The following is a 26,929-nucleotide window of genomic DNA, read 5'->3' as shown; positions in this document are numbered from 1 at the left end:
TTTGTGGTTGGCAGGGCGAACTGATACGAGGGGGTAAAAATGGGCCCCGGCTGAATGCCGGGGCCTTGCGGGTTAAAACCTCTGTCTTCTATTCACCGCAGGCGACGGCGCATCAGCGCAAGAGCAAAAAGTGCCAGCAGGGCAAAGCCCATGGAGCCACCCCGGCGGCGCCCGTTATTTTCTTGCGGGGTTTCCTCTTCTTCCGGTGCGTCTACTACGATTGAGCTGTCGTCCGCGCGAGCGAGCACAAACACCGCAGTGGTGCGGGCGGGAACAGTGAACACGCCTGCGTCGACACCCGCCGCTGCCAGGGCTTCATCCACAGACTGCTGTTGTATGGGGTGCAGGGTGAAGGGCAATGCTGCGGCTGACTCGAGAGTAAACTCGACCGTTTCGCTACCCCCATTGAACAAGGCGACGATCTGCGAGGTTTCCCCATCGAAATCCCCGGCCGGATCCTTCAGGTGCATGGCGATCAGTCCCGGGATCTGATCCGGTCCAGTATTGGCAAAGGACAACACAGACGTCACCGCTTCCGCAGTTGGCAGGCGGAACAGGCCGCTGCTGGCCCGGATCTGCAGCCATTCCTTGAATACTGCCAGGGCAAATTCACGATCACTTTGCTGTGGTGCGATTTCCGGATTGGCCAGCAGGGGAGCCATCAGCGCCCATTTGTCCTCGTTCTTGTCCGCAACTGGCAGCCCTGCCGCCCAGTTGTCGGTGGCGAGGGAAAAATCCAGAGCGTTGAACCAGTCACCGGAATTGTAGCTGTCACGGTCCATGGATTTGGAGCGCAGGAACTCCTGTCCAGCATGGATAAATGGCACCCCCTGGGCCAGCATTACCAGTGAATTGCTAAAGTTTTGCAGGCGTACCCGATCGGCCAGGCTGGTAATACTGTTGGCCTTGATCTGAATCCCGTCGAACAGGGTTTCATTATCGTGCGCGGCGACATAGTTGATGGATTCCTGTGGGTCCGCCGTGTAACCGGTGGGCTGTCCGTTATAGATCAGCTCTGCACCGGTGAGCGAGGCCCCACTGGAATCCGTCAACGTGTAGCTGGCGAGGTTGCCTGTGAGAGAGATGCGTACTTTGTCCGCCAGGGTAAGCAGTGTTGCGCGCTCGTCGCTGCCGCCGAACTTGCCGTTACTGTCACTGTACAGGCCGGTGCCGAAGCCCTGCTCTTCATAACCGCCGAAGGGGTTGCCGCCGCGTACGCTGTCGCGCAGGCGGTCGTTGAAAGTGCCGACCCCAGTGCCCGCCATATTGGCCTGGCGAGCTTGTGTGAAGCGGGCATCGTCAGCGACTTCGCCAAAGTTCCAGCCCTCGCCGTACAGGTAAATAGCAGATCCATCCACACCCTCGTCTTCGATGGTCAATGCGTGCATGTCGGCGGCCACACTCAGGATGTTTTCCCTGCTGTGGTGGCCCATCAGGTCGAAGCGGAACCCGTCTACTTTATATGCCGTTGCCCAGGTCTTGATGGAGTCGCGCATGAGCTTTTCCATCATGGTGTGCTCGCTGGCGGTGTTGGCGCAGCAGCTGCTCATTTCGACGAAGCCTTCGTTATTGCGGCGGTGGTAATAACCGGGAACGATTTTGTCGAGGATAGAGCGGTCGTGTTGGCCAAAAGAGCTGGTGTGGTTGTAGACCACATCCATTACCACGCGCAGACCGATGTCATTCAGAGACTGCACCATCTGGCGAAATTCGACAATGCGCTGGACACCGTCTGGATCGGTGGCATAGCTGCCTTCCGGCACCGTGAAATGGAGTGGGTCGTAGCCCCAGTTGAAGCCATCGCCATCGCGGATCGCATTCACTGCTGCCTGCTGCTCGGTACTGTCGGCGGCATAGACACTGAGATCCGGAGTGGTGAGGTGTGCTGTCCGGTCTTCATTCACGGTTGCGAAATCGAAGGCGGGCAACAGGTGCACATGGGTCAGACCGGCGCCCGCCAGCTCGGCAAGGTGCAGCATGCCCCGGCCGTCTTCCGTGAATGCGGCAAAGGTACCACGCGCCGCTTCGCTGACGAGATCGTCGCGAACGCTGAAGTCGCGCACGTGCAGCTCGTAAAGACTGATATCTTCGGTCGCGTGCAGGGCGGGTTTGGTTGTAGCGTCCCAGCCTTCCGGTTTCAGATCGGCGTCATTCAGGTCGACGATCTGGGATTTATGGGAGTTGGCAGACAGGCTCAGGGAGTAGGGGTCTGACACCCAGTTTGTTTCTATCCTGCGGCTGGCATAGGAGTAGACCTCCACTTCGTACAGATAGAACTTGCGGTTCCATTCGATGCTGGTGGATGCGCTCCAAACACCGTTTTCGGAAGTCATTTCAACCTGGGCGCTCGATTCGTACTGGTCGCTACTGTCGTAGAGATGAACTGTCACGGACTTTGCGGTTGGGGCCCAGAGCGCGAAATCGATGGCGTTTTCGCTGACGCTTGCTCCCAGGGTGCCGTCGTAGGCGAACACCGCGTCGAGTACTCCGGCGGTTTGCACGCCGCTTGCATCGACGATATTGCCCTCGGCATCGTAGATCGCTAGTGCAAGCTGCCCTCTGACCAGGGCGGCAATGTCGGCAGTGGCAGGAAGGGTAAATACCGTGTGACCCGCAAGGTGCGGGAACCTGGCTTGAGCAGCGGTGGACATGCCCTGCGGGTTGAGCTGCAGGGCGATTTCACTGTCTCCAGACACACCATCCGGCCCAAGTTCCAGGGTGGCCGAGTCGCTGACCACAAGCCTGGCACTGCCGCCCTCGGGCAGGTTCAGCGGCCAGACGATGGTTTGGGCATCTACCCAGTGCGCCTTGTCTGTGGAAAGGTCACCTTTTGGAATGCCGTCGGTGCTGACAACCACCGTTTTCGTGGCGCTGTCGAAGGCGAAATACACCTCTTTACCCGCTTCCACGGTAAAGGCGATATTGCTGCCGTCGCTGCCATAGCTTTCATCCCAGCCTTCGTGCAAAGCCGCCTTCATCTGATAGTCGCCAGCGGGGATTTCGCTGGTGATAAAGGTGTAGATACCGTCTCCGTCCACATCCTGCAACCAGCTTCGCAGGCAGTCTGGCTGCCAGTCTCCGGGGCAGCCCAGTTCACTCTGGAAGTCGCCGGCGGCAGTGACGACGGTGTGTCTTACATTGTCGGCAATCCATTTGGTCTCATGGTCATAAATGAATTTGATCGGGCCAGTTGCGGCTAGGCTGAGGCCGATGTTGGGGCCGCCGGGGTCGGCACCACCGCCATAGTTTTCGTCCCAGCTGCCGTTGATGGCCACTTTGTATTCGTAATTGCCTGCCGGCAGCGGGAAGCTGCCCTGCCAGATATCGTCCTGTTCGTCATACGTCAGCTGGGATACCGCGCACTCGGGTTGCCAGTCTCCCTCGCAGCCGATCGCGGTCTGAAGAGAGCCGGGAATGTTGACCATGGAGAGTTCGGAGTTGGTGCTGGCGAGTGCGGTGCCGTGGACCGATACAGCAATGGCTGTCGCCAAAAGCGAAGCCGCATGGACGCGCCCCCGCGCGCGGAAGAATACTTGCATGACTGAAGACCTTGTTATTGAAATTATTGATGGATTTGTGTTCCGACAAATGTGCTGTGGCACCTGCGGAAACCGGCTCATCATCGCGATATGCATTGCCCTCAACACTGATGGACAGATCAATGCATACAGAAACCGGTATCTGGATTAGAAGTCACGAAATTGGCGGGAGCCTCCCACCCGGTGGGGGAGGAGTCAAAAAATGATCAGGGTTGATGGTGGGTTTATTGATGTGGGCGCTGGAGGTACGGAAGGCGTTGTGGAAAACGAAAAAGGGCCCGTACATTTCTGTACGGGCCCTTTGTTCGTATGGCGCGCTCGGGAGGATTCGAACCTCCGACCGCCTGGTTCGTAGCCAGGTACTCTATCCAGCTGAGCTACGAGCGCGTCGTTGTGGTTGCGAACTATAGTGACCTGCTTTCACATCGTCAACTGTTTTTTTAAGTAGTTTTTCAAAAAACTCTTTAAAAATCCGCAAGTTACCGAGCCTTTTGGCTGTCCGCAGATAGCTGGTTCAGCTCGATAGGGCGCGCATTCTGCCGTGTGGATCCCGGCTTTGCAAGATTTTTTTTTCAGCTTTTTGGCGGGGCTCTTTTATTGGACTCTTTGCGGGGCTCTTTACGGGTTTGGCCGAGACCGAGATGGTACAGATCGCTCACGCCGCGTGGGCGCCTGCCCTTGCGGGCAGATTGTTTTCCCCGGAGGCGGCCAGTTGCTCGGCAAATGCGATTTCCAGTAGTTCGGCATCCCTGTGACGTTTGATGCGCTCAAAAAACGTCGCCGCCTGTGGGTAGCTCAATTTAAGGTAGGCGAGCCATTGCTTGATACGGTTCCCCAGGTATTTGGCCGGGTACTCGTGTTTGGTGGTTGTGTAGTATTCGTAAAGCAGGGCGGCAATTTGCTGCCACCTCAGTGGCACATACTCCCGCCCTTCACACAAGGCGCGTATCTGAAGTCCGATATCCGGTCGCGCCAGTAGGCTGCGGCCAAACATATAGGCATCGCAACCAGTTACTTTCCGGCAACGCTGGAAATCCTCCAGCGTCCAGAGGTCGCCGTTGGCGATCACCCGGATGTCGAGTTGATCGCGGATTTCACCGATGTACTCCCAGTAAGCGGGAGGTCGATAGGCGTCTACCTTGGAGCGTGCGTGGACCGCCAGCTCAGAGGCTCCGCCTGCTTCGGCGGCGCGGGCATTGTCCAGGTAACTGCTTCGATCCTCGTAGCCGAGACGGATCTTGGCCGATACCGGTACTTCCCCCGGCACTGCGTTACGCACGGCGGCGACGATGGCCTCCACTCGGGACGGTGACTGCAGCAGACAGGCGCCGCCATCGCTGTTGTTCACGGATTTGGCCGGGCAACCGAAATTCAGGTCAATGGCGCGAGCACCGGCCTCGACAGCTTTGGCAGCGTTGTAGGCCATGGCCTGGGGATTGCCTCCCAATAGCTGCAGTCGCACCGGGATTCCACTGGGGGTTTTTGCGCCCTGTTCCAGCTCCGGGCACAGGCGGGTAAATACACGCCGGGGCAACCGGGTGTGGGTGACACGCACAAATTCCGTTACGCAGATATCGACGCCGCCAAGTTTCGACAGCAGCGCTCGCACATGGTGATCGATAACGCCCTCCATCGGCGCCTGGTAAATCAGGGGCATTGGCAATGCCGTAGAGGACGGTGGAGCGCGATCGCCGTCGGCAGTGGAGGAGATCGTGGTGGGATTCGGAATTTTCTGGGAAAACATGGCGAGCCGTTGAGCTTCTGGCTAGATTGAACCGGGCGCATATTGTACGAAAAACCACAGCACGTGGCCGAAATTTATGCGGCTGATTTCTGGGCGCGCTTGTCGGACTATCCAACTGAACGAATCTGGTAGGGAAAATGGTCGAAAATGTCGGCTTTTGGCGGGTTCTTGGTTGCTTCTGTAACTAATAAGTGTTTGATTTTGAAAGGTTCTTTTACTGATAATGTTGCCCGCTGATTGAAACCAGATAAATAAATAGCAACCACAAGGGGAAAGACGTGCAACAAGCTTTATTGCAGCAAGGCCTGGACATCACGCTGTTCGGTATGGGAATCGTATTTACGTTTCTGCTGCTGCTTGTGATTTGCACTACTTTCATGTCCCGCGTCATGAGCCGCTTTTTCCCCGAACCGGAGCCGGTGGCTGCGCCGTCTCCCGCCCCCGCATCAACCTCTGCTGCGGGTAATTCCAAATTACGAAAAATCATTGAAGCTGCCGTCGAGCAACACCGTAATCGCCGCAAGTAATCTGAATAATCTTCGGTAATTTGCCTATCGGTTTCATGCCGCTGTTTACGGTGTACCGGCATGCAGAAATGGCGGCACTCATTTTTCATTTTCCAAGATCAATTTTTCGAAGAGAGACCACCCATGACTGAGGTTAACTCTTTAGTTAAAAAATCCCCACTCGGGATTACCGACGTAGTCCTGCGCGACGCCCACCAATCGCTATTCGCTACCCGCCTGCGGCTGGACGATATGCTGCCCATCGCAGAGAAATTGGATCAGGTCGGGTTTTGGTCTCTTGAATCCTGGGGGGGAGCGACCTTTGACGCGTGTATTCGTTACCTGGGTGAAGATCCCTGGGACCGTATTCGCGAGCTGAAAAAGGCGATGCCCAATACGCCACAGCAGATGTTGTTTCGCGGCCAGAATATTCTGGGTTACCGCCATTACGCGGACGATGTAGTAGAAAAATTTGTTGAGCGGGCAGCGACTAACGGTGTCGATGTGTTCCGCGTATTCGACGCCATGAATGATATGCGCAACCTGCAAACGGCACTGGGCGCCGTCAAGAAGCAGGGCAAGCACGCGCAGGGCACCATCTCCTATACCGTGAGTCCGGTGCACAACATGGATATGTGGGTAGACCTGGGTCGGCAGATTGAAGACATGGGCGCAGACTCTATTGCCATTAAAGATATGGCGGGCCTGCTGCGTCCATATGAAGGTTTCGAACTGGTGACCAAACTGAAGGCCGCATTGGATATTCCCATTCATATGCAATGCCACGCTACCACTGGCCTTTCTACGGCGACTGCGCTGAAGTGCGTGGAGGCAGGTATCGACAATATCGATACTGCAATTTCCTCCATGTCGATGACGTATGGTCACAGTCCTACCGAAGCAGTTGTCGCAATCCTGGAAGGCACTGATCGCGATACTGGTCTGGATATCAACCTGCTGGAAGAAATCGCGGCTTATTTCCGTGAGGTGCGTAAAAAGTACGCAAAATTCGAAGGCTCACTGCGCGGCGTCGACTCGCGGATCCTGGTCGCACAGGTGCCCGGCGGTATGCTGACGAATATGGAAAACCAGCTGCGCGAACAGGGTGCCGGTGATCGTCTGGATGAAGTACTGGAAGAAATTCCCCGGGTGCGCAAAGACCTGGGTTATATCCCTCTGGTAACACCGACCTCCCAGATCGTTGGTACCCAGTCGGTACTGAATGTTTTGACTGGCGAGCGTTACAAGTCCATTTCCAAAGAAACCGCCGCAGTACTGAAAGGCGAATACGGTGCAACTCCGGCCGAAGTCGACAAAGAACTGCAAGACAAAGTATTGGACGGTAGCGAGCCGGTGACCTGTCGCCCGGCAGACCTACTGGCCCCCGAGCTGGACAAGCTGGCTGCGGAGCTGCAGCAGAAGGCCGCGGAAGAGGATATTGCCCTCGCCAGTGGCGCAGGTGAAATCGATGATGTGCTGACTTACGCACTCTTCCCCCAGATTGGTCTCAAGTTTCTCAAGAATCGCGGCAACGCGGATGCCTTCGAGCCGGTACCCACCGGCAATGAGTCTTCCGAGGTGAAGAATGCGCAGGGAGAGGGAATTTACACGGTAACCGTAGAAGGCCAGAGCTACACCGTGACGGTTGCTGACGGCGGTGATGTGACGGGGCTGGTGCAGCTCGGCGGTGGCGATAGCGCTGCGGCACCAGTGGCCGAGGGTACCGGTGAAGCGGTGAAAGCACCTTTGGCTGGCAACATCTTCAAGGTGCTGGTGAAGCCCGGTGATCAGGTTGCCGAAGGCCAGAACATCGTGATTCTGGAGGCGATGAAAATGGAAACTGCCATCAGTGCGCCCTGCGCAGGCAGCGTGACCGGTGTCAGTATAAAAGAAGGTGATTCCGTGGCGGTGGGCGATGCCCTGCTGACCATCGCATAACGGAGGCGGACGTGGAAAATATAACCAATCTATGGCTATCGTCCGGCGCCAACCAGATGACCTCCGGTCAGTTCATCATGATCCTGGTTGGTCTGGGGTTGCTGTTTCTGGCCATTCGCAAAAACTTCGAGCCATTGCTGCTGGTGCCTATCGGTTTCGGTGGCATCCTGGCGAATATTCCCGGTGCCAACTTGGCGCTGCCAGCGGTAGAGGCTGCCATTTACGCCGGTGATGCCGGGGTGTTGGCACAGCTGGCCGAGGCTCTCGGTCAGGGCACATTTGAATCGGTCAAGGAACTGAAGGTCGCACTGGAAAATGCGCCGGCGGCGGCCTATCAGAGTGCCGTTCAGGTGGCTGCGGATGCCGGATTCTCCAATGGCATGCTGTACAACTTCTACAGCGTGGCCATCGCTTCCGGTATTGCGCCACTGGTGATTTTCATGGGTGTTGGTGCCATGACGGACTTCGGCCCATTGCTGGCCAATCCACGCACCCTGTTTCTCGGCGCCGCGGCACAGTTCGGTATTTTCGCCACGGTGCTGGGAGCAGTGGGGATGTCCGCTGCCGGGATCATGGATTTCTCCATCGCGGAGGCGGCGGCCATCGGTATCATCGGTGGTGCTGACGGCCCTACCGCGATCTATGTGTCCAGCCTGCTCGCTCCTGAATTGTTGGGTGCCATTGCCGTGGCGGCGTATTCCTATATGGCGCTGGTGCCGCTGATTCAGCCGCCTATTATGCGTGCGCTGACGACGGAGCAGGAGCGTCGTATCGAGATGGTACAGCTGCGACCGGTGAGCAAGCGCGAGAAAATCGTGTTCCCGCTGGTGCTGTTGATTCTGGTGGCGCTGTTCCTGCCGGATGCCGCACCGCTTTTGGGAATGTTCTGCTTTGGTAATCTGATGCGCGAGTGTGGTGTGGTATCCCGCCTGTCGGATACGGCGCAGAACGCATTAATCAATATCACGACCATCTTCCTCGGCCTTTCCGTGGGCTCCAAGCTGGCGGCGGACAAGTTCCTCGACCCGAAGACCCTGGGGATTCTCGCACTGGGTATCGTGGCCTTTGCCATTGGCACCGCGGCGGGTGTATTGATGGCCAAGTTGTTGAATGTGTTCAGTAAGAACAAGGTCAACCCGCTCATTGGTTCGGCCGGCGTTTCCGCGGTACCTATGGCAGCGCGGGTCTCCAATAAGTTGGGGCTGGAAGCGAATCCGCACAATTTCCTGCTGATGCATGCCATGGGGCCGAATGTGGCCGGGGTGATCGGTTCCGCGGTTGCCGCCGGTGTGATGATCACTATGGTTCGCGCAATGACCGGCTGATTCTGTCGTTGGTCAGGTTCTGAGAAACCCCGCTTCGGCGGGGTTTTTTATTGGCGTCGCGGACTGCCGGGGCAGTCGGGGGCCGGCTATTGGGATCTTATCCGGATCCGTCGTGCTACTATAACCGCCGTTTTTTTGGCTGAAGGGCGCCGCTGGTGGCGCCGCAAGGAGAAGTTATGTCCTGGTTGGGTGCTGGTATCGGTGCCGGTATTGGCATGATGTTTGGCGGGCCTATCGGCGCTGCGCTAGGTGCCTGGGTGGGCAGTTCCTTTGGCTCCGGGCTCAAGAGACTGAGCGAGGCCGGCGTTACCCTGAACCGGGACGGTGCGCAGACGGTGTTTATCGTGGCACTGTTTTCCATGTTGGCGAAAATGGCCAAGGCTGACGGGCAGGTTTCCAAAGAGGAAATCCAGCTGGTTGATGATTTCATCAAGAACAATTTGCGTCTCGCTGCCGAAGATCGCCAGGAGGCGATCAAGATTTTCCAGAACGCCAAGGATGACAACTACAGTATCTACGATTATGCGCGCCAGTTTCGGCAGCTGATACGCAATCAGGCCATGCGGGAAATGGTGTATCGGTTGCTGTTTGCGGTGGCCTTTGCCGATGGTGAATTACACCCGGCGGAAGAGCGGATTCTGCGGGATATACCCGAGGCGCTGGGGCTACACAGTTCCATCTTTACGGCGATGTTCAACGAGTTCGGCCAGCGCGGCGCGGCCACCAGTGGTGGCAGTCTGCAGGCGCACTACGATGTGCTCGAGTGCTCCCCGGAAGTCAGTGACAAAGAATTGAAGCTGGCCTATCGCCGCAAGGCTGCGGAATTCCATCCGGATAAAATCGCGTCGAAAGGTCTTCCGGAAGCGTTTATGCGTCATGCGGAAGACCAGATGAAAAGTATTACCGTGGCGTACGACACCATCGTCGCGGCGCGCAAGCGCCAGGCGGCGGTTAACGAGGCCTGAGGGTTAAGGAGTTTTTCATGACTTTGGCAGATCAGATTCAACAGAAGCTCAGCGATGCTTTTTCCCCTTCGCATATTGAAGTGGATTGCGAGAGCCATATGCATAATGTTCCGGCGGGCTCGGAAATGCACTTCCGGGTGGTGCTGGTGACAGAAGCGTTTTCCGGGCTGCGCAAGGTGCAGCGGCACCAGCAGGTTTACGGTGCGTTGGCGGAAGAAATGGCGGGCCCGATTCACGCGCTGGCCTTGCATTTGTTCAGCGAGGAAGAGTGGGCGGGGCAGGCACCGGATAGTCCTCAGTGTATGGGTGGCAGTAAAGGGTAAATCTGAACGGATTTATCTCCTTCTTTTTATTTCCCCGGTCTCTCCCGGGTTCCCTCTGAAATTCAGGTGGAGTGTCGAAGCCTCAAGTAGAGGTTAAGTGTGATACTCCGCCAGATTTTTCACCCGCAACACTTCTTTACGTTTAATCCTGAAGGTGGATCGCGACCTGAATGTCGTGTGAATGACTGACGGAAATTTTCCTATCTGTTGCTCTCAGCGATAAGTGTCATCATCCGTGTGGCGCAAAAATCAAAATTTTTTATCCGCCTTGACGCCATATTCTTTTTTTATGGCGTAAAAATATTTCCTGTGGGCGCGTGAAAAATTTCCGTGAATTTTTATGCCAGGCGTTTGAATTATTTTTTAAGAATAGTGCGGCGACAGAATCGTACAAAAGTTCCACGATTGAGGTTTTTTTTTGGTTGTTTTTTCTACGACGGTTCGGTTCCGTGTCTAGACTGACAAGTGATTGGGTTGATTGCTGTTTAATTTGCCGAATACGATGGAGTTCTCAATGAAAATGACACGCGTTCTGACACCGCTTGCAATTGCTGTAGCTGCTCTGGTTAGTGCACAAAATGCGGCGGCTGGTTTTTGGGAAGAGGGTGATTACGTTGTCCGTGTTGGTGCCAGCTGGATCGATCCGGATGATGGTGATGATCAGCTGAAGTTTCGCGACACCTGGCTCAATGAAGGCTTCGATGTCGATGCCGATACCACCTGGAATATTTCCGGTGCCTGGTTGCCGGCAGAACACTGGGGCGTGGAACTGATGTACATCGGTGAAACCAACCACGATATGGAGCTGGAGCGTGTTCGCGATGGCAACCTCATCTACGACATCGACAGTTATGATGTTGGTAGCTTTGATGCGAGTTATGCCAATGCGTTCGTCAACTGGTATATCCTGCCGAGTACTTGCATGGGTCGTCCTTATGTCGGTATCGGTGTGAATTACACCGACTTTTCCGATGAAGGCTTCTCCCGTCGCTTCAACGATCTGCTGATTGACGAAGACTTGATCCTTACCGATGCCAGTGTGGGTATGGGGCACTCCTGGGGTGTAACCGGGCAGGTCGGTGTGGATTTCCGCTTTGGCCGTGACAGTGCTTTCCTGGTGAACGCTGCACTTCTGTACATCGACACCGATTCAGATTTCAACGTTTACTATAAGGATCCTCGCTCCGATGATCCGGCACTGACCCGGAGAGTCAGCGTAAATAACATGGACTTTAGCCCCTGGGTATTCAACCTGGGCGTGGGTTACTCCTTCTGATCGATCCTCCTAATGCGAGAATCGCATCGAGCGTAACCTTCATGGATGAAAAGAAAAGGGCACCACAGGGTGCCCTTTTTTTTGACGTTGTTTCCCGCAGGGCCTTAACCAGCCCGTCTGGATCGATTACTGGGCACCGCTGATTTCCAGGATGAGATAGCCGGTGTACACAATATACGCCAGCAGTAGCGCCAGACCTTCCCAGCGATTGATGCGGCCTTGCCCTTTAAAGCCGTAGGCGAACACAAAGAGCGCAATAGTAAGCCCCAACACCACCGGCCAATCGCGGGTCATCGCTTCAGTGGGGACATTGGACATCGGGGCGATGACACCTGCAATACCGATTACCGCCAGCAGGTTGAACATGTTCGAGCCAACCACGTTGCCGATGGCGATATCGTGCTCCCCTTTGCGCGCGGCAATAACCGTGGCGGCCAGTTCCGGTAATGAGGTTCCCAGGGCGACAATGGTAAGTCCGATCACAAGGTCACTTACACCCAATTGCTGGGCAATGGTGACAGCCCCCCACACCAACAGGCGCGAACTGACGATCAGTAAGAGCAAACCCGCGATCACCCAGAACAGCGCTCTGCCGAGTGGCATCGCATGGGCTTCTAGCTCACTTTCGATATTGCCTTCGATAACGTCGCCTTTTCCCGTCAATGCGGAATAGATCGACCAGCCGATCAGGCTGAAGAAGCCGAGTAGCAATACCGCACCTTGCCAGCGCGCCAGCTCACCGTTCCACAGGAAGACGCCGGTTAGGCAGCTGATCGCGAGCAATAGTGGCAATTCCTTGCGCACTATTTTCGAGTGCACGCTCAGCGGAATAAACAGTGCGCACACACCAAGAATCAGGCCGGTGTTGGTAATGTTGGAGCCAAAGGCGTTGCCCAGTGCCAGACCGGGACTACCGTCCATCGCTGCTATCGCGGAAACCACCATTTCTGGCGCAGAAGTGCCAAAGCCGACAATAACCATGCCGATCAGTAAAGGTGGCATACCGGCGTGGCCGGCAGTGGCGGCTGCGCCTTCGACGAAGCGGTCGGCGCTCCATACCAGAATGACGAATCCGGCGACGATAGCGATGAGGGCGAGGATCATGATTTTCCTTAACACAACGTGAAGACAACTTGGCTGGGGTTGCAATTGGCCTGCACGACCTTTTTCAGCTCCCGGCCTTTTCAGTTCCAGGCTATGGAACAGGCAGTTTGCGGGGGCGCATTGTAGCGGCTCTGGAGACGGGATGCAGCGGCGGTGGTGGCGAATTAGGCGGCACCTTAAAACATGGGCAGCTTCTCACCAGTGAAAAGGTCGGCTCCCTATGAACAAAAAGCTGTTGCTCGGCGCATTGATTGGCGCGGGCATATCCATGTTGAACAAAAAAATCCGCGCACAATCCGCCCCCGCACCGGGCAAACCACCACCGGACTTCAGCAAGGTGCCGGCTCCGGATACCAGTGACGGTCCCAACCTCGATGATATTCTGGCGCGCGCGAGCAAGCCCGGCGGCCTCGGCGGTGGCTGGCAGGGCCAGTCTCCAGGTGGCGCACAGGGAGTGCCGACCGGCCCTGGAAGTGGAGATATTTTTGGCGGTGCTATCCCGGCGGGCGCGGGTGCCGGTGGTGCTGCGGTTCTGATGGAGATAGCGCGGCGGATTTTTGCCCAGATGCAACAGCAGGGGCCGGGAGGAATACCAGGAGGCACACCGGGGGGAATACCTTCAGGTGATGGCGCTGGGGGCGGTATGTCCGGCGGTGGAGGGTTGGGGGATATCCTTGGTCAGATCTTCGGTCGCGCGGATGGTAAATTTGGCCAGCAGGGCCCGCAGGGGTCGCAAACCAAGCCGGGTAATTGGGGACAGATGAAGCCTCGGGGTAAGGGTGGTCTGTTCGGGTTTGTGAACACGGATACCGACGCAGACGACGATGAACAGCAGGCGGAAACCATGCTCAAAGCGATGATTGCCGCGGCTCAGGCGGATGGGAAGATAGACCCGCAGGAACAGGAAAATATTATGCAGGCGTTGCACGGCCAGGTGGACAGCAGTGAACTGGAAACCTTTCGCACAATGCTGACCACACCAGTCGATCTTGACCAGGTGGTCGAGGGTGTCAATGACCCCGCCACGGCATTCAACCTCTACCTGGTGTCGGCCATGACCATCAACCCGGACAATACCCGTGAGCGCCAGTATCTGGAGGAACTGGCGCAAAAGCTCGGTATGTCGGAGCAGGCTGCCAGGGTTATCGAGCAGCAGATACCTCGGGGCTAGCCGTTGCAGATGCCAGTATCTCCGCAAAGTTGGCGCCGGTGGGATATTCACCGGCGCTCCATCCCAGCCGCACCATTACCGTTTTGGTGGATGGGGAGATCATGACCACCTGCTCGCGGTTGCCGAGCATAAAGTAGGCGTCCGCGGGCAGCTCGGGAAAGCGCAGAGCGTCGCCGCCGCGATTGAGCCAGAATTGGTAGCCGTAGGCCGGCTCATTACTGCTGTCGTTGGGGCTTTGTGCACGTTCGACCCAGTCTTCGTTGATCAACTGTTTACCCTGCCAGTTGCCGCGTTCAAGCATCAGCAGGCCCAGCCTAGCCCAGTCCCGGGCGGATGCGTAAATGTAAGAGCTGCCAACGAATATTCCACTGGGGTCCAACTCGAATACCGTGTTGCGCATGCCCAGTGGCCGCAGCATTTCCTCGCGGAAAAAATCCACACTGCTTTGGGGCGTATTACCCAGGCGCTCGGCGATCCAGCGGGCGAGCAGATTGGTCGTGCCGGAGGAATAGGAAAAGTGCTCTCCCGGCGTATGCCGGGGCGGGCTAAGGAGAGCTACCTCAGAGGCGCTGTGAGTGTTGAACAGCATACGGGTGGCATCGCTGCCGGGGGCATAGGTTTCGTCAAAATCCAGCCCGGAAGACATCTGCAGAAGGCTGTCCAGAGTGATGGCTGCTCGCTCGTCATGCTGCCACTGCTGGAAAAGCGGAGTCGACAGGTTACCAGCGCGACCCAGTTGCTCCAGGCGCCCCAGCATCATTGCGGTCAGGCTTTTGCCCATGGACCAGCCGAGTAGGGGCGTGTCTGTGGAAATTCCGTCGGCGTAGGATTCCGCCACCAGTACGCCATCCTGAACCAGCAGAAGGGCGCGGGTTTGCCGGTTGGCGGCATTGTCGCGGGCAAGTATATCGTCGAGTGCGCGCTGCAGTCGCGGGTTGATATCGGTTGCCTGGTCGCCCGAGGGCCACGGGGCCGAATACGGCTCGATTTTGTCAATCCGGATCCGATCCAGGTCGCTGGTGTCGCCGATATCCAGTGTGCAGCCGAGGCCAGGACGATAACGGGCGCTGGTCTCGCCGAGGCCGAGCAGGGTGGCGCTGACTTGTTGGCGTTCGTCGTTATAGCTCAGCTCCAGAAGCCGGTTGGCCGGAGAGTAGGAGGCGAGATCTTCCAGATTCCGCTGGGGAGAAAACCCGGATACATAGCGCCCGGAACAGGCCAGCTTGGCACCCATGCCGGTGGCAACGTCTACAGCGGCGCCCAGCTGGCTGATGGAGAAGCCGAGTAGCGAGGGCGCCAGCAATGTCAGGGCGATGGCGAGAGTGGCGAAACTGCCAAGGGTGAAGAGCAGGATTTTTTTCATGATTGTTGCTATCGGTTTGGGGCTGGGTGCTGCGTGGGTAATCTCGACAAGGGGATTTTAACAACGGCCATTTTGTTGTCGGCAGGTTAACCGCGGCCAAAAGGCTGGTGACAGGGGATCGCCGGCAACCCGGTGGCGATCACTACCCGGTAACGGTTTCTGTACCGCTGAAGCTCGCCAGAAGTGCCAGAAAGTCGTCGCCGAAGCGTTCCAGTTTGCTGTCGCCGATTCCGGAAATGGCTAGCATTTCCGCGCGGTTGCGGGGTTTGGCACTGAGCATTTCGCGCAGTGTGGCATCGTGGAATACCACATAGGGCGGTACGCCGCGCTCTTCCGCCAGGGACTTGCGCAGGGCTCGCAGGGCGTCCCATAGAGGTTGATCTTGCAGGCTAATTTCGATGTGCTCACGGGCGTTGTTCGCGCCTGAGGAATTGCCGGCTACACGGGTCGCGGCCTTGGGTAAAGTGCGCAGTTGCAGGGATTCTTCGCTACGCAGTACTGGCCTGCACAGCTCGGTCAATTGCAGGGCATTGAAGGCTTCGCCGTTGACCTGCAGGTAGCCCCGTACCACCAGTTGACGCGCGATGGCACGCCACTCGGTAGCGCTCAAGTCGGCGCCGATACCGTAAGTGGATAGCTGTTGGTGGTTGAACTGGCGAATTTTTTCCGTATCGCCTCCCCGCAGCACATCGATGACATGGGCGGCACCGAACCGTTGACCGGTGCGGTAGATGCAGGACATCAGTTTGCGCGCTGCGTCGCTGGCATCCCAGGTGGCCGGAGGTTCGAGGCAGGTATCGCAGTTGCCGCAGTCATGGGGCAGCTCTTCGTCGAAATAGCGCAGCAGCGCGCGGCGCCGGCAGCTGGTGATCTCGCAGAGGCCCAGCATGGCATCCAGCCGCTGTCGCTCCTGGCGCTTGTGTTCCTCACTGCCTTCGGACGTGGTGGCCATCTGGCTCAATTTCACCACGTCTTCCAGCCCGTAGAGCAGCAGGGCGGTAGCGGCTTCGCTGTCGCGCCCGGCGCGTCCGGTTTCCTGGTAATAGGCTTCGATGCTTTTGGGCAGATCCAGGTGTGCCACAAAGCGCACGTCCGGCTTGTCGATACCCATACCAAAAGCGATGGTCGCTACCACGATCACCCCGTCCTCGCGCAGAAATCGCCGCTGGTGCACTGCGCGTACATCGGCGGCAAGCCCTGCGTGATAGGGCAGTGCATTGAAGCCCTGGCTTTGAAGCCAGGCTGCGGTCGACTCCACCTTGTTGCGCGACAGGCAATAGATAACCCCCGCATTGCCCCGCTGCTCGCTGTTCAGAAACTGCAGCAACTGCTGTTTCGGATTGTTCTTGGTGGCAATCCGGTACTGGATATTGGGCCTATCAAAGCTGCTGACGAAGTGACGTGCATTTTCCAGGTCTAGTCGCTGGGCGATTTCCCGGCGGGTGCGTTGGTCGGCAGTGGCCGTAAGGGCGACTCGGGGTACCTCAGGAAAGCGTTGGTGGAGGCAGGACAGTTGCAGGTAGTCGGCGCGGAAGTCGTGTCCCCACTGACTGACGCAGTGGGCTTCGTCGATGGCAAAAAGCGAAATTTGGACTCGCTCCAGCAGCTCCAGGGTGCGGGGCTGGAGCAGGCGCTCGGGGGCCAGGTACAGCAGGTCGAGTTCTCCCTGCGTCAGTCGGGCCTCGATATCCTGCACCTGGTCATAGCCCAGGGAGGAGTTCAGGAACGCTGCCGCGACACCTGCAGCCCGTAGCGCTTCGACCTGATCCTGCATCAGGGCAATTAATGGCGAGATAACAATACCGCAGCCGCGGCGGGCGAGGGCGGGAATCTGGTAGCAGAGCGACTTGCCGCCACCGGTGGGCATCAGTACCAGAGCATCCCGGCCGCGCACCAGGGTATCGATAATGTCTTGTTGGTCACCGCGGAATTCGGTGTAGCCGAACGTGTGCTCGAGGATGTAGTGAGGTGTGCCGCTGACGGCGGGAGGGGGGGCTGTGTCTGTCATGGGCGGCAGTATACCTCTGCCTTGGACTTTGCTGCGAACCGGTACGGCGGTTCTGTGGTCCAATTCTTGGCATTCATTACCTCATCAACTTGCGATGTCGATCTATAATCCCTCAACCGCAGACATAGACAGGGATAAGCCTATGTGTGTCGTTATTAACACAGTCAACAAAATACTATTGCCATTCGGCGCCTTGGTCGTCGGTATACTGCTATTGGTTCTGGGTGGCTGCACCACTCAGTCCTCAGTGCTGAATCCGCGGAACCTGGCGCAGTCCGCCGTGGCGGATACTCACCTCGGCTGGAAGCCCGCACCGGCGCATGAACTCAATTATTCCCTCGCCACCTCAAGTGGTATTGCGCGAATGGAAGTACGCGAGCTGCCGCTGGATCTGCAGGCGGTGACGATCGAGTTACCGGGGATGCGCAATATCGAAGGGGTTCAGTGGCGCGCTGCCAACGGCGCTCACGCTCTGCTGTTTGACGGTGTAGATGGCATGGAGGGGGTGACTGTTGAGCGGCAACAGCGGGGTTATCGGTTGCAGGTGAACGGTCCGGCGCTGGAGTCCATGCGCAGCGGCGGTATGCTGACCGTTATCGATTACCACAGAAACTGACGCCGGCAGGGGCTATCCGACGGCGGCCTTTCTTGATCACCCTCAAAAACCGAGGCCGTCGGGCCTGATCAGGTAAAGCTTGGGCCAGTATTTTCCCGTCACCCAGAGCCCGTTGCGGGCCTGGTCCCAGGCGATGCCATTGGCCACCGCATCTACATCCCGTTTTCCCTGCAGGCTGTCTTTCAGCAATGCCTCAAGGTTGATTACGCCTTTTACACTGCCATTTTCCGGGTCTATGGCAATAATCCTTGGATCCTGCCAGATATTGGCCCACACCAGACCGTTTATGTATTCCAATTCGTTCAGGCGCGACCAGCGCTCACCGCCACCGGTTACCTGCAGGCTGCGAGTTACCTCGAAGGTTTCCGGGTTGCGGAAGGTCAATCTGTCACTGCCGTTGCTCATGATCAGCTGCTTACCGTCGGTGGTCAGGCCCCAGCCCTCTCCGGCATATTCCAGGGTTTTTTCCAGGGTGAAATTCTCGCGCTTGTAGACCTGCAGCTCGCCAGACAGGTAGGTCAGCAGATAGAGCCGGTCCCCGTAAACTGCGAGCCCTTCCGCAAAGCGATTACTTGCCAGCCACTTGCGTCTTACCGGATTCGCTCCCGGGTCGGTATACTCCGCCAGCCAGGATTGTCCATAACGTCCGCTACTTTCCAGCCAGCGCTCGCCATCGTAAAAGAGTCCCTGGGTGAAGTGATCGGCTGGGCGGGAAATGCTGTCCAGTAACCGGTAATCCAGTAACTGGGTAGCGTGTCCGTGTACTGATACAAGCAGCAGTGACAATAGGGCGGTGAATAGAAGTCTCATTGTTATAGCGGCTATCCGATTACCAGAGCGAATTTCAATGCAGTGCAGTATTTTATGACCAGAATAAAAACCTTTGTCACCTTGACCCTGCTCGGTGGACTGGCGGTGGTTCTGCCGATTGCCATCTTCATCATGCTGTTCCAGTGGCTGTTTGGCCAGATCAGCGAGATGGTGGCCCCAGCCACCGAGTGGATGCAGGCACATACCGAGTTCAAGGATAACTTTGCCCGCCTTATCGTCATAGCGCTGATTCTGGGCTTGTGCTTTGTTATCGGGCTGCTGGTAAAAACCAGTGTGGGGCGCTGGGCGCACCGGCACCTGGATCACTGGTTGGGAAGGCTGGCGCCGGGGTACAACACCATCAAAGATCTGGTGCTGCAGTTTATTGGTGGTGCGGGCAGTGAAGGGGTGCTTTCCGGGCCAGTAGCACGGGCCCGGATCCACGGCGCAGATAATCCGCTGTCGGTGACCGCGATTGTGACGTCGCAACATCCCAATGGTGATTACACCGTGTATGTGCCGACTGCGCCGGTGCCCACCTCCGGATTTGTTTATCATCTGCCGCCCGAGTGCGTAGAGATTTTGCCCCATGTCACGGTGGAGGCGGCGATGAAATCCATAGTGGCTTGTGGTTCCGGCAGCGGTCAGTTGCTGCAGTCAGGCGTGCGCGCTTCATGACCCGGTGTTCTGCCCGGTTCTTTACCTTCCTGCTGGAGCGGTTTGTTTTTCCCCAGATTCCTGATCGCGAAGCGCATCGGGTGCAGTGCTTTCACCAGATCCTCTGATACCGGTATGACTTCACCGCTGATCCAGGCGGCGATGACCTCGGCGGCCAGTGGTGCATAGGTAAACCCCCGCGATCCCAGTCCCGCCAGCACGTATAGGTTGTGCTGGTAAGGGGCGCGCCGGTCTATCAATTGCTTGCGATTTTTGCGTAGTGCGCTGTAGGTCTGTTCCAGTCCTTCCCAGTCCGCCACCGGGCCAGCCATGGGTAAATAGTCCGGAGTCGCAGCGCGCAGGGCGGCGCGGCCGCCCAGTTTCTGAGCGGCGAACGATTGAGAAATTTCCGGCAGCAAGGTGGCGAGAGTGGTGAGGTTTTCCTGGTGTTCATCCTCGCGGATGGCAGTATCCGTTTGCTTCAGTTTGAAGGTGGCGCCGAAGCTGTGCTGTTGCCCCTGGTCCCCCTCGTGCGCCGGCGCAATATAGCCCTCGCCGCAGAGCGCGATATTCAGCTGACTGGATTGCGCCGTGGCCCGGGCAAACGAGACCTGGCCGCGGATGGGTTGTAGCGGCAGCGGTGTTGTCTGCTCGAAATCGCAGTTGAAATTGGCTGAGCAGAGTATCAGGGCATCGTACGCTTGTTGCTCAGTACCCGGTTCTTGAACGGATTGGTTTTTTTCAACCCCGAGATGCCACTGGCCATCCTTTTTCCGGGCACTGTGTACCTTTGACGTGAAGCGGATGTGGATATTCGGATGCTGTAACAGTGTGGTGCAAACCCGTTTGGGTTGCAGCCAGCCTGCCTGAGGGAAGTACAGACCCGGCATTGCCAGAGGTACGCCGGCCAGAGCACTGGCTTCGTCGTCGGTCACCGGTTGTGCGAGTTCGGAGTCTTTCTGGAGACAAAGATGCTGAACAATCTGCTGTTGTAGCTGGCGTTCTTTGTCAGTTTGCGCAAGTTGTAGCAGACCATCAAAATGAACCGCCTGAGGGCAGAGGGCGGGGTAGTAGCGCTGGGCAAACTGCAGTGCCAGCAGATTGAAATCCCCATTCGGGCCGGGCTTGGGGGAGAGTTTCGCGTAGAGAATGCCCTGGTCATTGCCGGAGGCGCCACTGCCGGGCGCATCCCCTTGTTCAAATACGGTGACGTCGAAACCCCGTTCCGCCAGCGCGCGTGCGGCGCAGGCACCGGCAATACCGGCGCCCACCACCGCAATATTTCCGGCCCGCTTTGGGGTGTATTCCGGAAGATGCCACGGCGTGGTTTTGTGCGCATGCTCTGAGTGATCTGCCTCTGATAGTGAGGCGGAGAATGAACCTCGCAGCATTTCCCGCTTATGGCCGAAGCCCGGCACCTTCTCCAGCGCGAAGCCAACGCCCTTGAGCCCGCGTTTGACAATGCCGGCACAGGTAAAGGTGGCGAAGGTTGCGCGTTCGGTGCTCAGGTCTGCGATTGTGCGAAACAGGGCCTCACTCCACATGTCCGGGTTTTTCGCTGGTGCAAACCCGTCGAGAAACCATGCATCGATTGCGCGGTCCCGCGGTGGATCGTCGAGCAGCAAGCGCTGAAAACCGCTGCTGGCTTCGTCAATGATCAGGGTCAGATGTACCTTGTCGCCAAAGTTCAACCGGTGCACACCGGTTGCCAGATAGGCCGGGTATTGCCGGAGCAGTTGTGTGCTGAATTCTGCCAGCTCCGGCCACAGCGTCAGCGCTCGGGCCAGGTCGTCCCGGCGCAGGGGGAATTTTTCCACGCTGACAAAATGGAGGTGCGCAGAGGCGGGGGCTGTGGCCTGCCAAAGTTGCCAGGCGGCAAGAAAGTTCAAACCGGTACCGAAACCGGTTTCACCGATGGTAAATACGCCGTTATTTTCCAGTGCCGTCCAACGCTCCGTCAGGTTATTCTGCGCGAGAAATACGTAGCGGGTTTCTTCGAGACCGGAGGCACTGGAAAAATAGATATCGTCAAAGGCGCTGGAAACCGGCTGGCCGTCTTCGCGCCATTGTAGGTTGGCGTGGTGTACCGGAATGTGTGGTTTTTCAGACATCGCGATAGCCCGATTACTGAAAACCGAATTCGCACATGATCTGCGCGCACCATTGGTCGAGGCGTTCCTCGCTGCGATCGAATTCGTTTTCCTCGTCGAGGGCGAGGCCTACGAAGTGCGTGCCATCTGGAGTCAGCCCCTTGGACGCTTCGAACTGATAACCTGCCGCGGGCCAGTAGCCTACCGCCTTGGCTCCGACGGCAAGGACCTGAGCATGCAGGTAGCCGAGGGCATCCTGATACCACTGGGGGTAACCTTCCTGGTCGCCGAGGCCGTAGAGTGCGACGGTTTTGCCGCTCAGGTCGAGTTGAGCCAGTTGTTCCCAATGGTTTTCCCAATCCTCCTGCAGTTCGCCGTAATCCCAGGTGGGGATGCCGAGAATCAGGAAGTCGTAGTCTTCCATCTGGGCAATATCTTCGTCTGCCACGTTGTGCAGATCGACCCATTCTTCGCCGAGGCGATCACGGATTTTTTCCGCAGTCATTTCTGTGTAGCAGGTGCTGGAACCGTAAAAAAGTCCGATAGGTGCGCGCATAAATTAATGAGCCTTGATTCAGGCTTGAGCGTTAATGTAGCCCAGCTGTCGCCAGGCCTCGTAAATCACGATGGCCGCGGCATTGGATAAATTGATACTGCGGCTGTTGGCGCACATGGGGATGCGCAGGGTATGTTGCTGGCCGGTGGTGGCCAGAAACTCCGCCGGTAAGCCGCGGGTTTCGGGGCCGAATACAATAGCGTCGCCGTGCTGGTATTCGATATCCGAATGCCGGCGGCTGCCTTTGGTGGACAGGGCGAGTACCCGCGTGGGCTGCTCAGTCTCTAAAAATGCCTGCCAGTCCCGGTGGCGGACCACTCGGCTGTATTCCGCATAGTCCAGCCCCGCGCGTCGCAGGCGCTTGTCGTCCATGGCGAACCCGAGCGGCTCGATCAGGTGCAGCTCGGCACCGGTATTGGCACATAGGCGGATGATATTGCCGGTGTTGGGGGCAATTTCGGGCTGGTAGAGCACAATCTTAAACATGATCTGGGGTCGGTTGGATCGATCTGGGCTGGTAACCAGCCTGCAGACTGGATAACGGCCCGGCTCAAAAACTGATCAGCCGGGCCGCAAAAGGCGGAGGATTATAGCGCGGAGGAAGTTTCTTCGCAGTCGATCTCTACCCCCAGTTCGTCGGCGATTTCGTCCAGCTCGTCGTAGAGACCGTCGATACTGACGTCTTCAGCGATACTGATGGTGCATTCGGCGGTGAATAGCGGTTCGCCGCTCCAGGGCGTGCTGCCGTAACGGGTGTCGAGGGTCTCCACGTTGATCCTGCGGGCGGCAAGGGCACGGGAGATTTCTTTCACAATTCCAGGCCTGTCATTTCCGACCAGCTTGAGCTGCAGGGTCTGGCGGCTGTCGGCCGCCACCGCGAGGGTGTCCTCAATCTGTAGTTTGAAGTCGGAGCCAGCAAGATTGAGCAGTGCCTCTTTCAGGCGGGTGCTGTCGTCTGCGGCCACACTGACACGGAGAATCCCGGCAAACTTGCCGGCAAAATGTGCCATGCGACTGTCTTCCCAGTTGCCGCCATTTTCCGCTACCGCGGCGGATAGCATTTCCACTACACCGGGTTTGTCGTCGCTGATGATACTGATGACGAGGTGTTGCTGCATGAGGACTTCCTTATTGGCGCTGCTGATACATTGCGGTGAATTGTAGCCAGTGTGGCGCTTGCTGGGCAAAATTCTCGTGTGGCGGTGGACATGGCGGGTGTGGAATCAGTGATGTTGAGAGCCCGGGCGCGGGCGCGAGTCAACGATTGGCTGAAACCGGGAACTTGGGCTCATCCGCGAAGTCTTTACAAGACAGGGCCGGCAGTGTTGAATCTCAGGTCGAAGGAAAATAATCAATACAGGAGGACGTTGTATGAAGTTTACTCATTTACTGGCCAGTATGGCTTGCGCGACGGTGTTTGCGGGAGCTGTGCAAGCTGCGCCGCACAAAGAGGCGATTGAGGGAGATCATCGAACTCCGGCATACGCCGCGCGGGACCAGTATCGTCACCCTGCGGAAACCCTGGAGTTTTTTCAGGTCAAGCCGGATATGACGGTGGTGGAAATCTGGCCGGGTGGCGGTTGGTATAGTGAAATCTTGGCGCCGATGTTGAAAGAGAATGGCACCTTTTATGCGGCCCATTTTCCTGCAGATACGGAAGTTGGTTACTTCAAGAGCTCCCGCAAATCTTTTGAAAAGATGTTGGCGGAGGAGCAGGACGTGTACGGAGCGGTGAAGCTGACCGAATTTGCCCCCGGTGGCGATAGCGAAATTGCACCAGCAGGGGTTGCGGATGCGGTGCTAACCTTCCGCAATGTGCACAACTGGATGGGTGGCAAAAATGAGCAGGCGGCATTCAAGACGTTTTATAAAGCGTTGAAGCCGGGTGGTGTGCTGGGCGTGGTCGAGCATCGGGCCAAGCCGGGTACCAGCCGTGCTGATATGCGCAATAGCGGCTATGTCACTCAGGATTATGTGATCGAACTGGCGAAAAATGCGGGTTTTGTGCTGGAAGAGTCCAGCGAGGTCAACGCCAATCCGAAAGATACCGCCGATCACCCGAAGGGAGTATGGACTCTGCCGCCGTCTTTGCGTCTGGGAGACGAGGACAAAGACAAGTATCTGGCCATTGGTGAAAGTGACCGTATGACCTTGCGGTTCCGGAAGCCTAAAGCCTGATTTCTCCATACAGGTAAAGCTAGAATGCCTCGGGACTTCCGGGGCATTTTTGTTTGCGGATTTGCGGCAGACCAGGAAGCAAATCCCCAGTAATTACCTTTAATTCAGGTTCTGAGTGCCGAGAGCGCGAACCTGCTCACAGCAGTATCCGAGAAACGAATGATCATCCCCTACAAGCAACTGGATCCCGATACCCTGCAAAATCTTCTGGAAGAATACGCGACCCGCGACGGCACCGACTACGGCGAGCGTGAAACTGGCCTGAATGACAAGGTTGCCAGTTTGCGCCGCCAGCTGGAAAACAGAACCGTTGTGATCTGGTTCGAACCCGGCGAAGAAAGTATCAACCTGGTACTGGCCGAAGACATTCCAAAAGAAGGTGAATACTGATGTCGGCGCCTGCCGGGTGGCTGATCGACAGGCCGGAAACAGAGCCGCGCAGCTGGTTGCTGTTCGCCCACGGTGCGGGCGCACCAATGGACAGTGACTTTATGCAGGTGTTGTCTGCTCAGATGGCTGAGCAGGGCGTTGGCGTAGTGCGATTCGAGTTTCCGTATATGGCGGAGCGGCGAGTGAGCGGCGGGCGCAGGCCACCAAACAAAATGAATGTATTACTGGAATTTTTTCAGCAGCAGATTGATGTGATCCATGCTCGAATGCAGCCGGAAAACCTGTTCATTGGCGGCAAGTCTATGGGAGGGCGGGTGGCCAGCATGGTGGCGCAAGAGAATTTTGACGCGGGTAGGGTTTCCGGGGCGGTTTGTTTGGGGTATCCGTTTCACCCGCCGGGTAAACCGGACAATTTACGTACCGAACACCTGGCGTCACTCACCTGTCCTACCCTGATTGTCCAGGGGACCAGGGACAAGTTGGGAAGCCGGGAGGAAGTTGCGGGATACCCGTTATCGACAATGATCGACTGTTGTTGGCTGGAGGATGGCGATCACGATTTCAAACCGCGCAAAATCAGCGGATTTACCCGGCAGGCACACTGGCAAAGGGCTGCTGACCTGGCGGTTGCATTTATGTGTGCTCGAGAATTGTGATGCGTTCTTCGTGAGCGAGTATCGGGGCAAGTTGTGACATCTGGTCTCGCCGCTCTTCGCTGTTGTACCACTGCTGCCAGTGCAGTATGGATCTCCATTTTGACAGCGTGAAACGTCGCAGCGGATTTCCCTGTTCCTTGAACGTGTGTCCCTCGACAAAACCGGTGGTCTGGTAGGCGTTGGTCAGCAGCTTGAGGGCGGCTTCTTCATAGGTGGATTCGAGGTCTTCGGCAATTTCCCGCTCGATGAGTACGTAAATCATTGCAGCATAAGCACCGTGAATGTAAATCTGGCTGGTGACTCTGTTGTTTGCAGTTTAGTCTTTTATGGAGTTGTCCGGCGGGTCAGGCACCTGATCAATTTTACGGGTGACGTATCCATTTAAATCCTCGACAATAGCGTCATGAAGTCACAACACACTCTCGATGCCCGCGGCCTGCTGTGCCCGGAACCGGTTATGATGCTGCATTCTGCGGTGCGCAAGGTGGCCGCTGGCGAAGTTTTACAGATGTTTGCAACGGACCCTTCCACGCAGCGTGATGTACCCAAATTCTGTCAGTTTCTCGGTTATGAGCTGATACAGCATCTGGAAGAGAATGACGAGTTCGTCTATTGGATTAAGAAGGCAGATGACTGAATCCGGATAGGCGTACAGCAGTTGCAACAAGGGCGACCACTGGTCGCCCTTGTGTGTTGGATTGAGAAGAATTTTCAGGGCGAGGTGACTAACGCCGCGATCGCTGCCAGGGCTTCCGGGTCCTCCGACTTGATCTTGTTGGCGATGTGGTGTTGGAAGAAGTAGCGGAAGCATTCCGACTCCTGCGCCGGGTACAGGCATTCGTCCCCGGGAAGAACCGGTGTAGTTTCCACACTGTTGTGATCAATCAGCATGCCGTGAATCTCTCCGCTGGCAAACAGGCGCCAGCTCACGACTTCGGTCAGGGTCAGGTTTTCTTTTTCCTTATCCATAAATACCGCGTGGGTACCAATGGTATCGGGAACTTCCTGGACCACTTCATCCGCGTGATTGCTTTCGTACTCGAAGTATTCCGCCGCAGTCTCCAGCTCGACGATTTTATGGATGGGGGGTGCGTGGAAAATTTCCTCGATACCCGGGTCGTAGTAGCCTTCAAACCGTCCATCCAGGGGATCCTGGATTTCCGGGCAGGCCACGATGGCGTTTAACCAGGGAACCAGTCCGACTACCTCGCCATTGGCACGCAGGCCCCAGCAAAGAATTTTCAGACTGTAGAGATCAGTTCCACTGGAATTGTTGGAGTAGAGCATTTCCAAGCCATCCAACTCCGGAGACAGACGTATAAAACGCAAGTTCTCAGTCGTTTCGATGGGCTTGCCGGTGAAGAGGTCAACCACGTTATTGGTACGTTGGTCGGTCATAGTGCACCTCCATGCAGGGCCGGTAGTAGGGCGGGAAGGTCTTGTACTACTTATTTGGTGCAACCGGCGTAGAGATAGCGTGCGAGGGCCGAGTGGCCGTCCGCCGAGATCCAGACTCCGGGAGCGCCTTGTTTGCCCCCCCTGGGAAGCCGGTACCGCAACCGAAAACAACCACTCACAGCACTCGCGGGGACTGCGCTGAGCGGCAGCAGGTTTCCGGTATCCCTGAGTTCAAAGGTATATTCTGATTCGCGGAAATACAACCTGCGAACACGGGTTCTTTGCCTTGATTTTCCTCCTTTTTTACTCTGAGTGA

At 57.0% G+C, this 26,929-nt stretch carries 25 protein-coding genes and 1 tRNA gene; 13 read left to right on the top strand and 13 right to left on the bottom strand.

What is annotated here, in order from left to right; genetic code table 11:
* Nucleotides 1–92: 92 nt before the first annotated feature.
* The 3 genes from pulA to PVT68_RS04160 form a co-directional block, all read right to left on the bottom strand.
* A complete protein-coding gene (pulA, locus tag PVT68_RS04170) occupies nt 93–3,539 on the bottom strand; it encodes a pullulanase-type alpha-1,6-glucosidase (RefSeq protein WP_280321361.1) in 3,447 nt (1,148 codons plus the stop codon).
* Between the two features lie 310 nt (nt 3,540–3,849).
* Nucleotides 3,850–3,926: transfer RNA gene (locus PVT68_RS04165), tRNA-Arg, on the bottom strand.
* Nucleotides 3,927–4,194: 268 nt separating this feature from the next.
* Complete coding sequence (locus PVT68_RS04160) at nt 4,195–5,196, bottom strand: tRNA dihydrouridine synthase (protein WP_280322575.1); 1,002 nt, start codon at nt 5,194–5,196, stop codon at nt 4,195–4,197.
* Between the two features lie 365 nt (nt 5,197–5,561).
* On the opposite strand from PVT68_RS04160, the gene PVT68_RS04155 reads away from it, so the two are divergent.
* The 6 genes from PVT68_RS04155 to PVT68_RS04130 all read left to right on the top strand — a co-directional run bounded on the left by PVT68_RS04155 (nt 5,562) and on the right by PVT68_RS04130 (nt 11,616).
* Nucleotides 5,562–5,810 (top strand): OadG family protein, encoded by a 249-nt coding sequence (locus tag PVT68_RS04155; protein WP_280321360.1) that lies wholly within the window; start codon nt 5,562–5,564, stop codon nt 5,808–5,810.
* A 123-nt stretch (nt 5,811–5,933) separates the two neighbouring features.
* Nucleotides 5,934–7,727, top strand: a complete 1,794-nt coding sequence (gene oadA / locus PVT68_RS04150) for a sodium-extruding oxaloacetate decarboxylase subunit alpha (protein WP_280321359.1) — start codon at nt 5,934–5,936, stop codon at nt 7,725–7,727.
* A gap of 56 nt (nt 7,728–7,783) precedes the next feature.
* The gene (locus PVT68_RS04145; RefSeq protein ID WP_407666172.1) at nt 7,784–9,052 is read left to right on the top strand and encodes a sodium ion-translocating decarboxylase subunit beta; all 1,269 of its coding nucleotides are present in this window, start codon (nt 7,784–7,786) and stop codon (nt 9,050–9,052) included.
* Between the two features lie 176 nt (nt 9,053–9,228).
* Nucleotides 9,229–10,017: a co-chaperone DjlA gene (gene djlA, locus PVT68_RS04140; protein WP_280321357.1), complete on the top strand. Its 789-nt coding sequence runs from the start codon at nt 9,229–9,231 to the stop codon at nt 10,015–10,017.
* Between the two features lie 17 nt (nt 10,018–10,034).
* Nucleotides 10,035–10,340: a BolA family protein gene (locus tag PVT68_RS04135; RefSeq protein WP_280321356.1), complete on the top strand. Its 306-nt coding sequence runs from the start codon at nt 10,035–10,037 to the stop codon at nt 10,338–10,340.
* Nucleotides 10,341–10,854: 514 nt separating this feature from the next.
* Nucleotides 10,855–11,616, top strand: coding sequence for an OmpW/AlkL family protein (locus PVT68_RS04130; protein ID WP_280321355.1), 762 nt, complete (start codon nt 10,855–10,857; stop codon nt 11,614–11,616).
* A 126-nt stretch (nt 11,617–11,742) separates the two neighbouring features.
* Here the strand turns inward: PVT68_RS04130 and PVT68_RS04125 are convergent, their stop codons facing one another.
* On the bottom strand, nt 11,743–12,720 hold the full coding sequence (locus PVT68_RS04125; protein WP_280321354.1) for a calcium/sodium antiporter: 978 nt from the start codon (nt 12,718–12,720) through the stop codon (nt 11,743–11,745).
* 220 nt (nt 12,721–12,940) lie between these two features.
* Between PVT68_RS04125 and PVT68_RS04120 the strand changes: the two genes are divergently transcribed.
* On the top strand, nt 12,941–13,891 hold the full coding sequence (locus PVT68_RS04120) for a tellurite resistance TerB family protein (protein ID WP_280321353.1): 951 nt from the start codon (nt 12,941–12,943) through the stop codon (nt 13,889–13,891).
* Here PVT68_RS04120 and PVT68_RS04115 read toward each other — a convergent pair.
* Nucleotides 13,863–15,254, bottom strand: a complete 1,392-nt coding sequence (locus tag PVT68_RS04115; RefSeq protein ID WP_280321352.1) for a serine hydrolase domain-containing protein — start codon at nt 15,252–15,254, stop codon at nt 13,863–13,865. The genes PVT68_RS04120 and PVT68_RS04115 overlap by 29 nt on opposite strands.
* Before the next feature lie 142 nt (nt 15,255–15,396).
* The gene (gene recQ, locus PVT68_RS04110) at nt 15,397–17,262 is read right to left on the bottom strand and encodes a DNA helicase RecQ (RefSeq protein ID WP_280321351.1); all 1,866 of its coding nucleotides are present in this window, start codon (nt 17,260–17,262) and stop codon (nt 15,397–15,399) included.
* 142 nt (nt 17,263–17,404) lie between these two features.
* Here recQ and PVT68_RS04105 point away from each other — a divergent pair, with 142 nt between their 5' ends.
* A complete protein-coding gene (locus tag PVT68_RS04105) occupies nt 17,405–17,878 on the top strand; it encodes a hypothetical protein (protein WP_280321350.1) in 474 nt (157 codons plus the stop codon).
* A gap of 42 nt (nt 17,879–17,920) precedes the next feature.
* On the opposite strand, the gene PVT68_RS04100 is transcribed toward PVT68_RS04105, so the two are convergent.
* Nucleotides 17,921–18,688 carry a glutaminyl-peptide cyclotransferase gene (locus PVT68_RS04100; RefSeq protein WP_280321349.1) on the bottom strand — a complete coding sequence of 256 codons (768 nt, stop codon included), beginning with the start codon at nt 18,686–18,688 and terminating at the stop codon, nt 17,921–17,923.
* 54 nt (nt 18,689–18,742) lie between these two features.
* On the opposite strand from PVT68_RS04100, the gene PVT68_RS04095 reads away from it, so the two are divergent.
* On the top strand, nt 18,743–19,366 hold the full coding sequence (locus tag PVT68_RS04095; RefSeq protein WP_280321348.1) for a DUF502 domain-containing protein: 624 nt from the start codon (nt 18,743–18,745) through the stop codon (nt 19,364–19,366).
* On the opposite strand, the gene mnmC is transcribed toward PVT68_RS04095, so the two are convergent.
* The 4 genes from mnmC to PVT68_RS04075 form a co-directional block, all read right to left on the bottom strand.
* On the bottom strand, nt 19,333–21,456 hold the full coding sequence (gene mnmC / locus PVT68_RS04090; RefSeq protein WP_280321347.1) for a bifunctional tRNA (5-methylaminomethyl-2-thiouridine)(34)-methyltransferase MnmD/FAD-dependent 5-carboxymethylaminomethyl-2-thiouridine(34) oxidoreductase MnmC: 2,124 nt from the start codon (nt 21,454–21,456) through the stop codon (nt 19,333–19,335). The genes PVT68_RS04095 and mnmC overlap by 34 nt on opposite strands.
* A gap of 13 nt (nt 21,457–21,469) precedes the next feature.
* The gene (gene fldB, locus PVT68_RS04085; RefSeq protein WP_280321346.1) at nt 21,470–21,991 is read right to left on the bottom strand and encodes a flavodoxin FldB; all 522 of its coding nucleotides are present in this window, start codon (nt 21,989–21,991) and stop codon (nt 21,470–21,472) included.
* 18 nt (nt 21,992–22,009) lie between these two features.
* Nucleotides 22,010–22,477 (bottom strand): tRNA (uridine(34)/cytosine(34)/5-carboxymethylaminomethyluridine(34)-2'-O)-methyltransferase TrmL, encoded by a 468-nt coding sequence (trmL, locus tag PVT68_RS04080; protein ID WP_280321345.1) that lies wholly within the window; start codon nt 22,475–22,477, stop codon nt 22,010–22,012.
* Between the two features lie 101 nt (nt 22,478–22,578).
* On the bottom strand, nt 22,579–23,109 hold the full coding sequence (locus PVT68_RS04075) for a glycine cleavage system protein R (protein WP_280321344.1): 531 nt from the start codon (nt 23,107–23,109) through the stop codon (nt 22,579–22,581).
* A 253-nt stretch (nt 23,110–23,362) separates the two neighbouring features.
* Between PVT68_RS04075 and PVT68_RS04070 the strand changes: the two genes are divergently transcribed.
* The 3 genes from PVT68_RS04070 (at nt 23,363) to PVT68_RS04060 (ending at nt 25,215) form a co-directional block, all read left to right on the top strand.
* Nucleotides 23,363–24,169, top strand: a complete 807-nt coding sequence (locus PVT68_RS04070) for a class I SAM-dependent methyltransferase (RefSeq protein ID WP_280321343.1) — start codon at nt 23,363–23,365, stop codon at nt 24,167–24,169.
* Between the two features lie 159 nt (nt 24,170–24,328).
* On the top strand, nt 24,329–24,559 hold the full coding sequence (locus PVT68_RS04065; RefSeq protein WP_280321342.1) for a YheU family protein: 231 nt from the start codon (nt 24,329–24,331) through the stop codon (nt 24,557–24,559).
* Complete coding sequence (locus PVT68_RS04060) at nt 24,559–25,215, top strand: alpha/beta family hydrolase (protein WP_280321341.1); 657 nt, start codon at nt 24,559–24,561, stop codon at nt 25,213–25,215. Before PVT68_RS04065 ends, PVT68_RS04060 begins: the two co-directional genes overlap by 1 nt.
* Here PVT68_RS04060 and PVT68_RS04055 read toward each other — a convergent pair.
* Nucleotides 25,193–25,477 carry an antibiotic biosynthesis monooxygenase family protein gene (locus PVT68_RS04055; protein ID WP_280321340.1) on the bottom strand — a complete coding sequence of 95 codons (285 nt, stop codon included), beginning with the start codon at nt 25,475–25,477 and terminating at the stop codon, nt 25,193–25,195. The two genes, PVT68_RS04060 and PVT68_RS04055, sit on opposite strands and share 23 nt — an antisense overlap.
* 141 nt (nt 25,478–25,618) lie before the next feature.
* On the opposite strand from PVT68_RS04055, the gene tusA reads away from it, so the two are divergent.
* A complete protein-coding gene (tusA, locus tag PVT68_RS04050; RefSeq protein ID WP_280321339.1) occupies nt 25,619–25,852 on the top strand; it encodes a sulfurtransferase TusA in 234 nt (77 codons plus the stop codon).
* A gap of 74 nt (nt 25,853–25,926) precedes the next feature.
* On the opposite strand, the gene PVT68_RS04045 is transcribed toward tusA, so the two are convergent.
* Nucleotides 25,927–26,613, bottom strand: coding sequence for a hypothetical protein (locus PVT68_RS04045; RefSeq protein WP_280321338.1), 687 nt, complete (start codon nt 26,611–26,613; stop codon nt 25,927–25,929).
* Nucleotides 26,614–26,929: the final 316 nt, after the last annotated feature.

The sequence above is a fragment of the Microbulbifer bruguierae genome (assembly GCF_029869925.1).
GTDB lineage: Bacteria > Pseudomonadota > Gammaproteobacteria > Pseudomonadales > Cellvibrionaceae > Microbulbifer > Microbulbifer bruguierae.
Note: the sequence above shows the minus strand (reverse complement) of the source record. Positions and strands in the feature narration are given on the sequence as shown.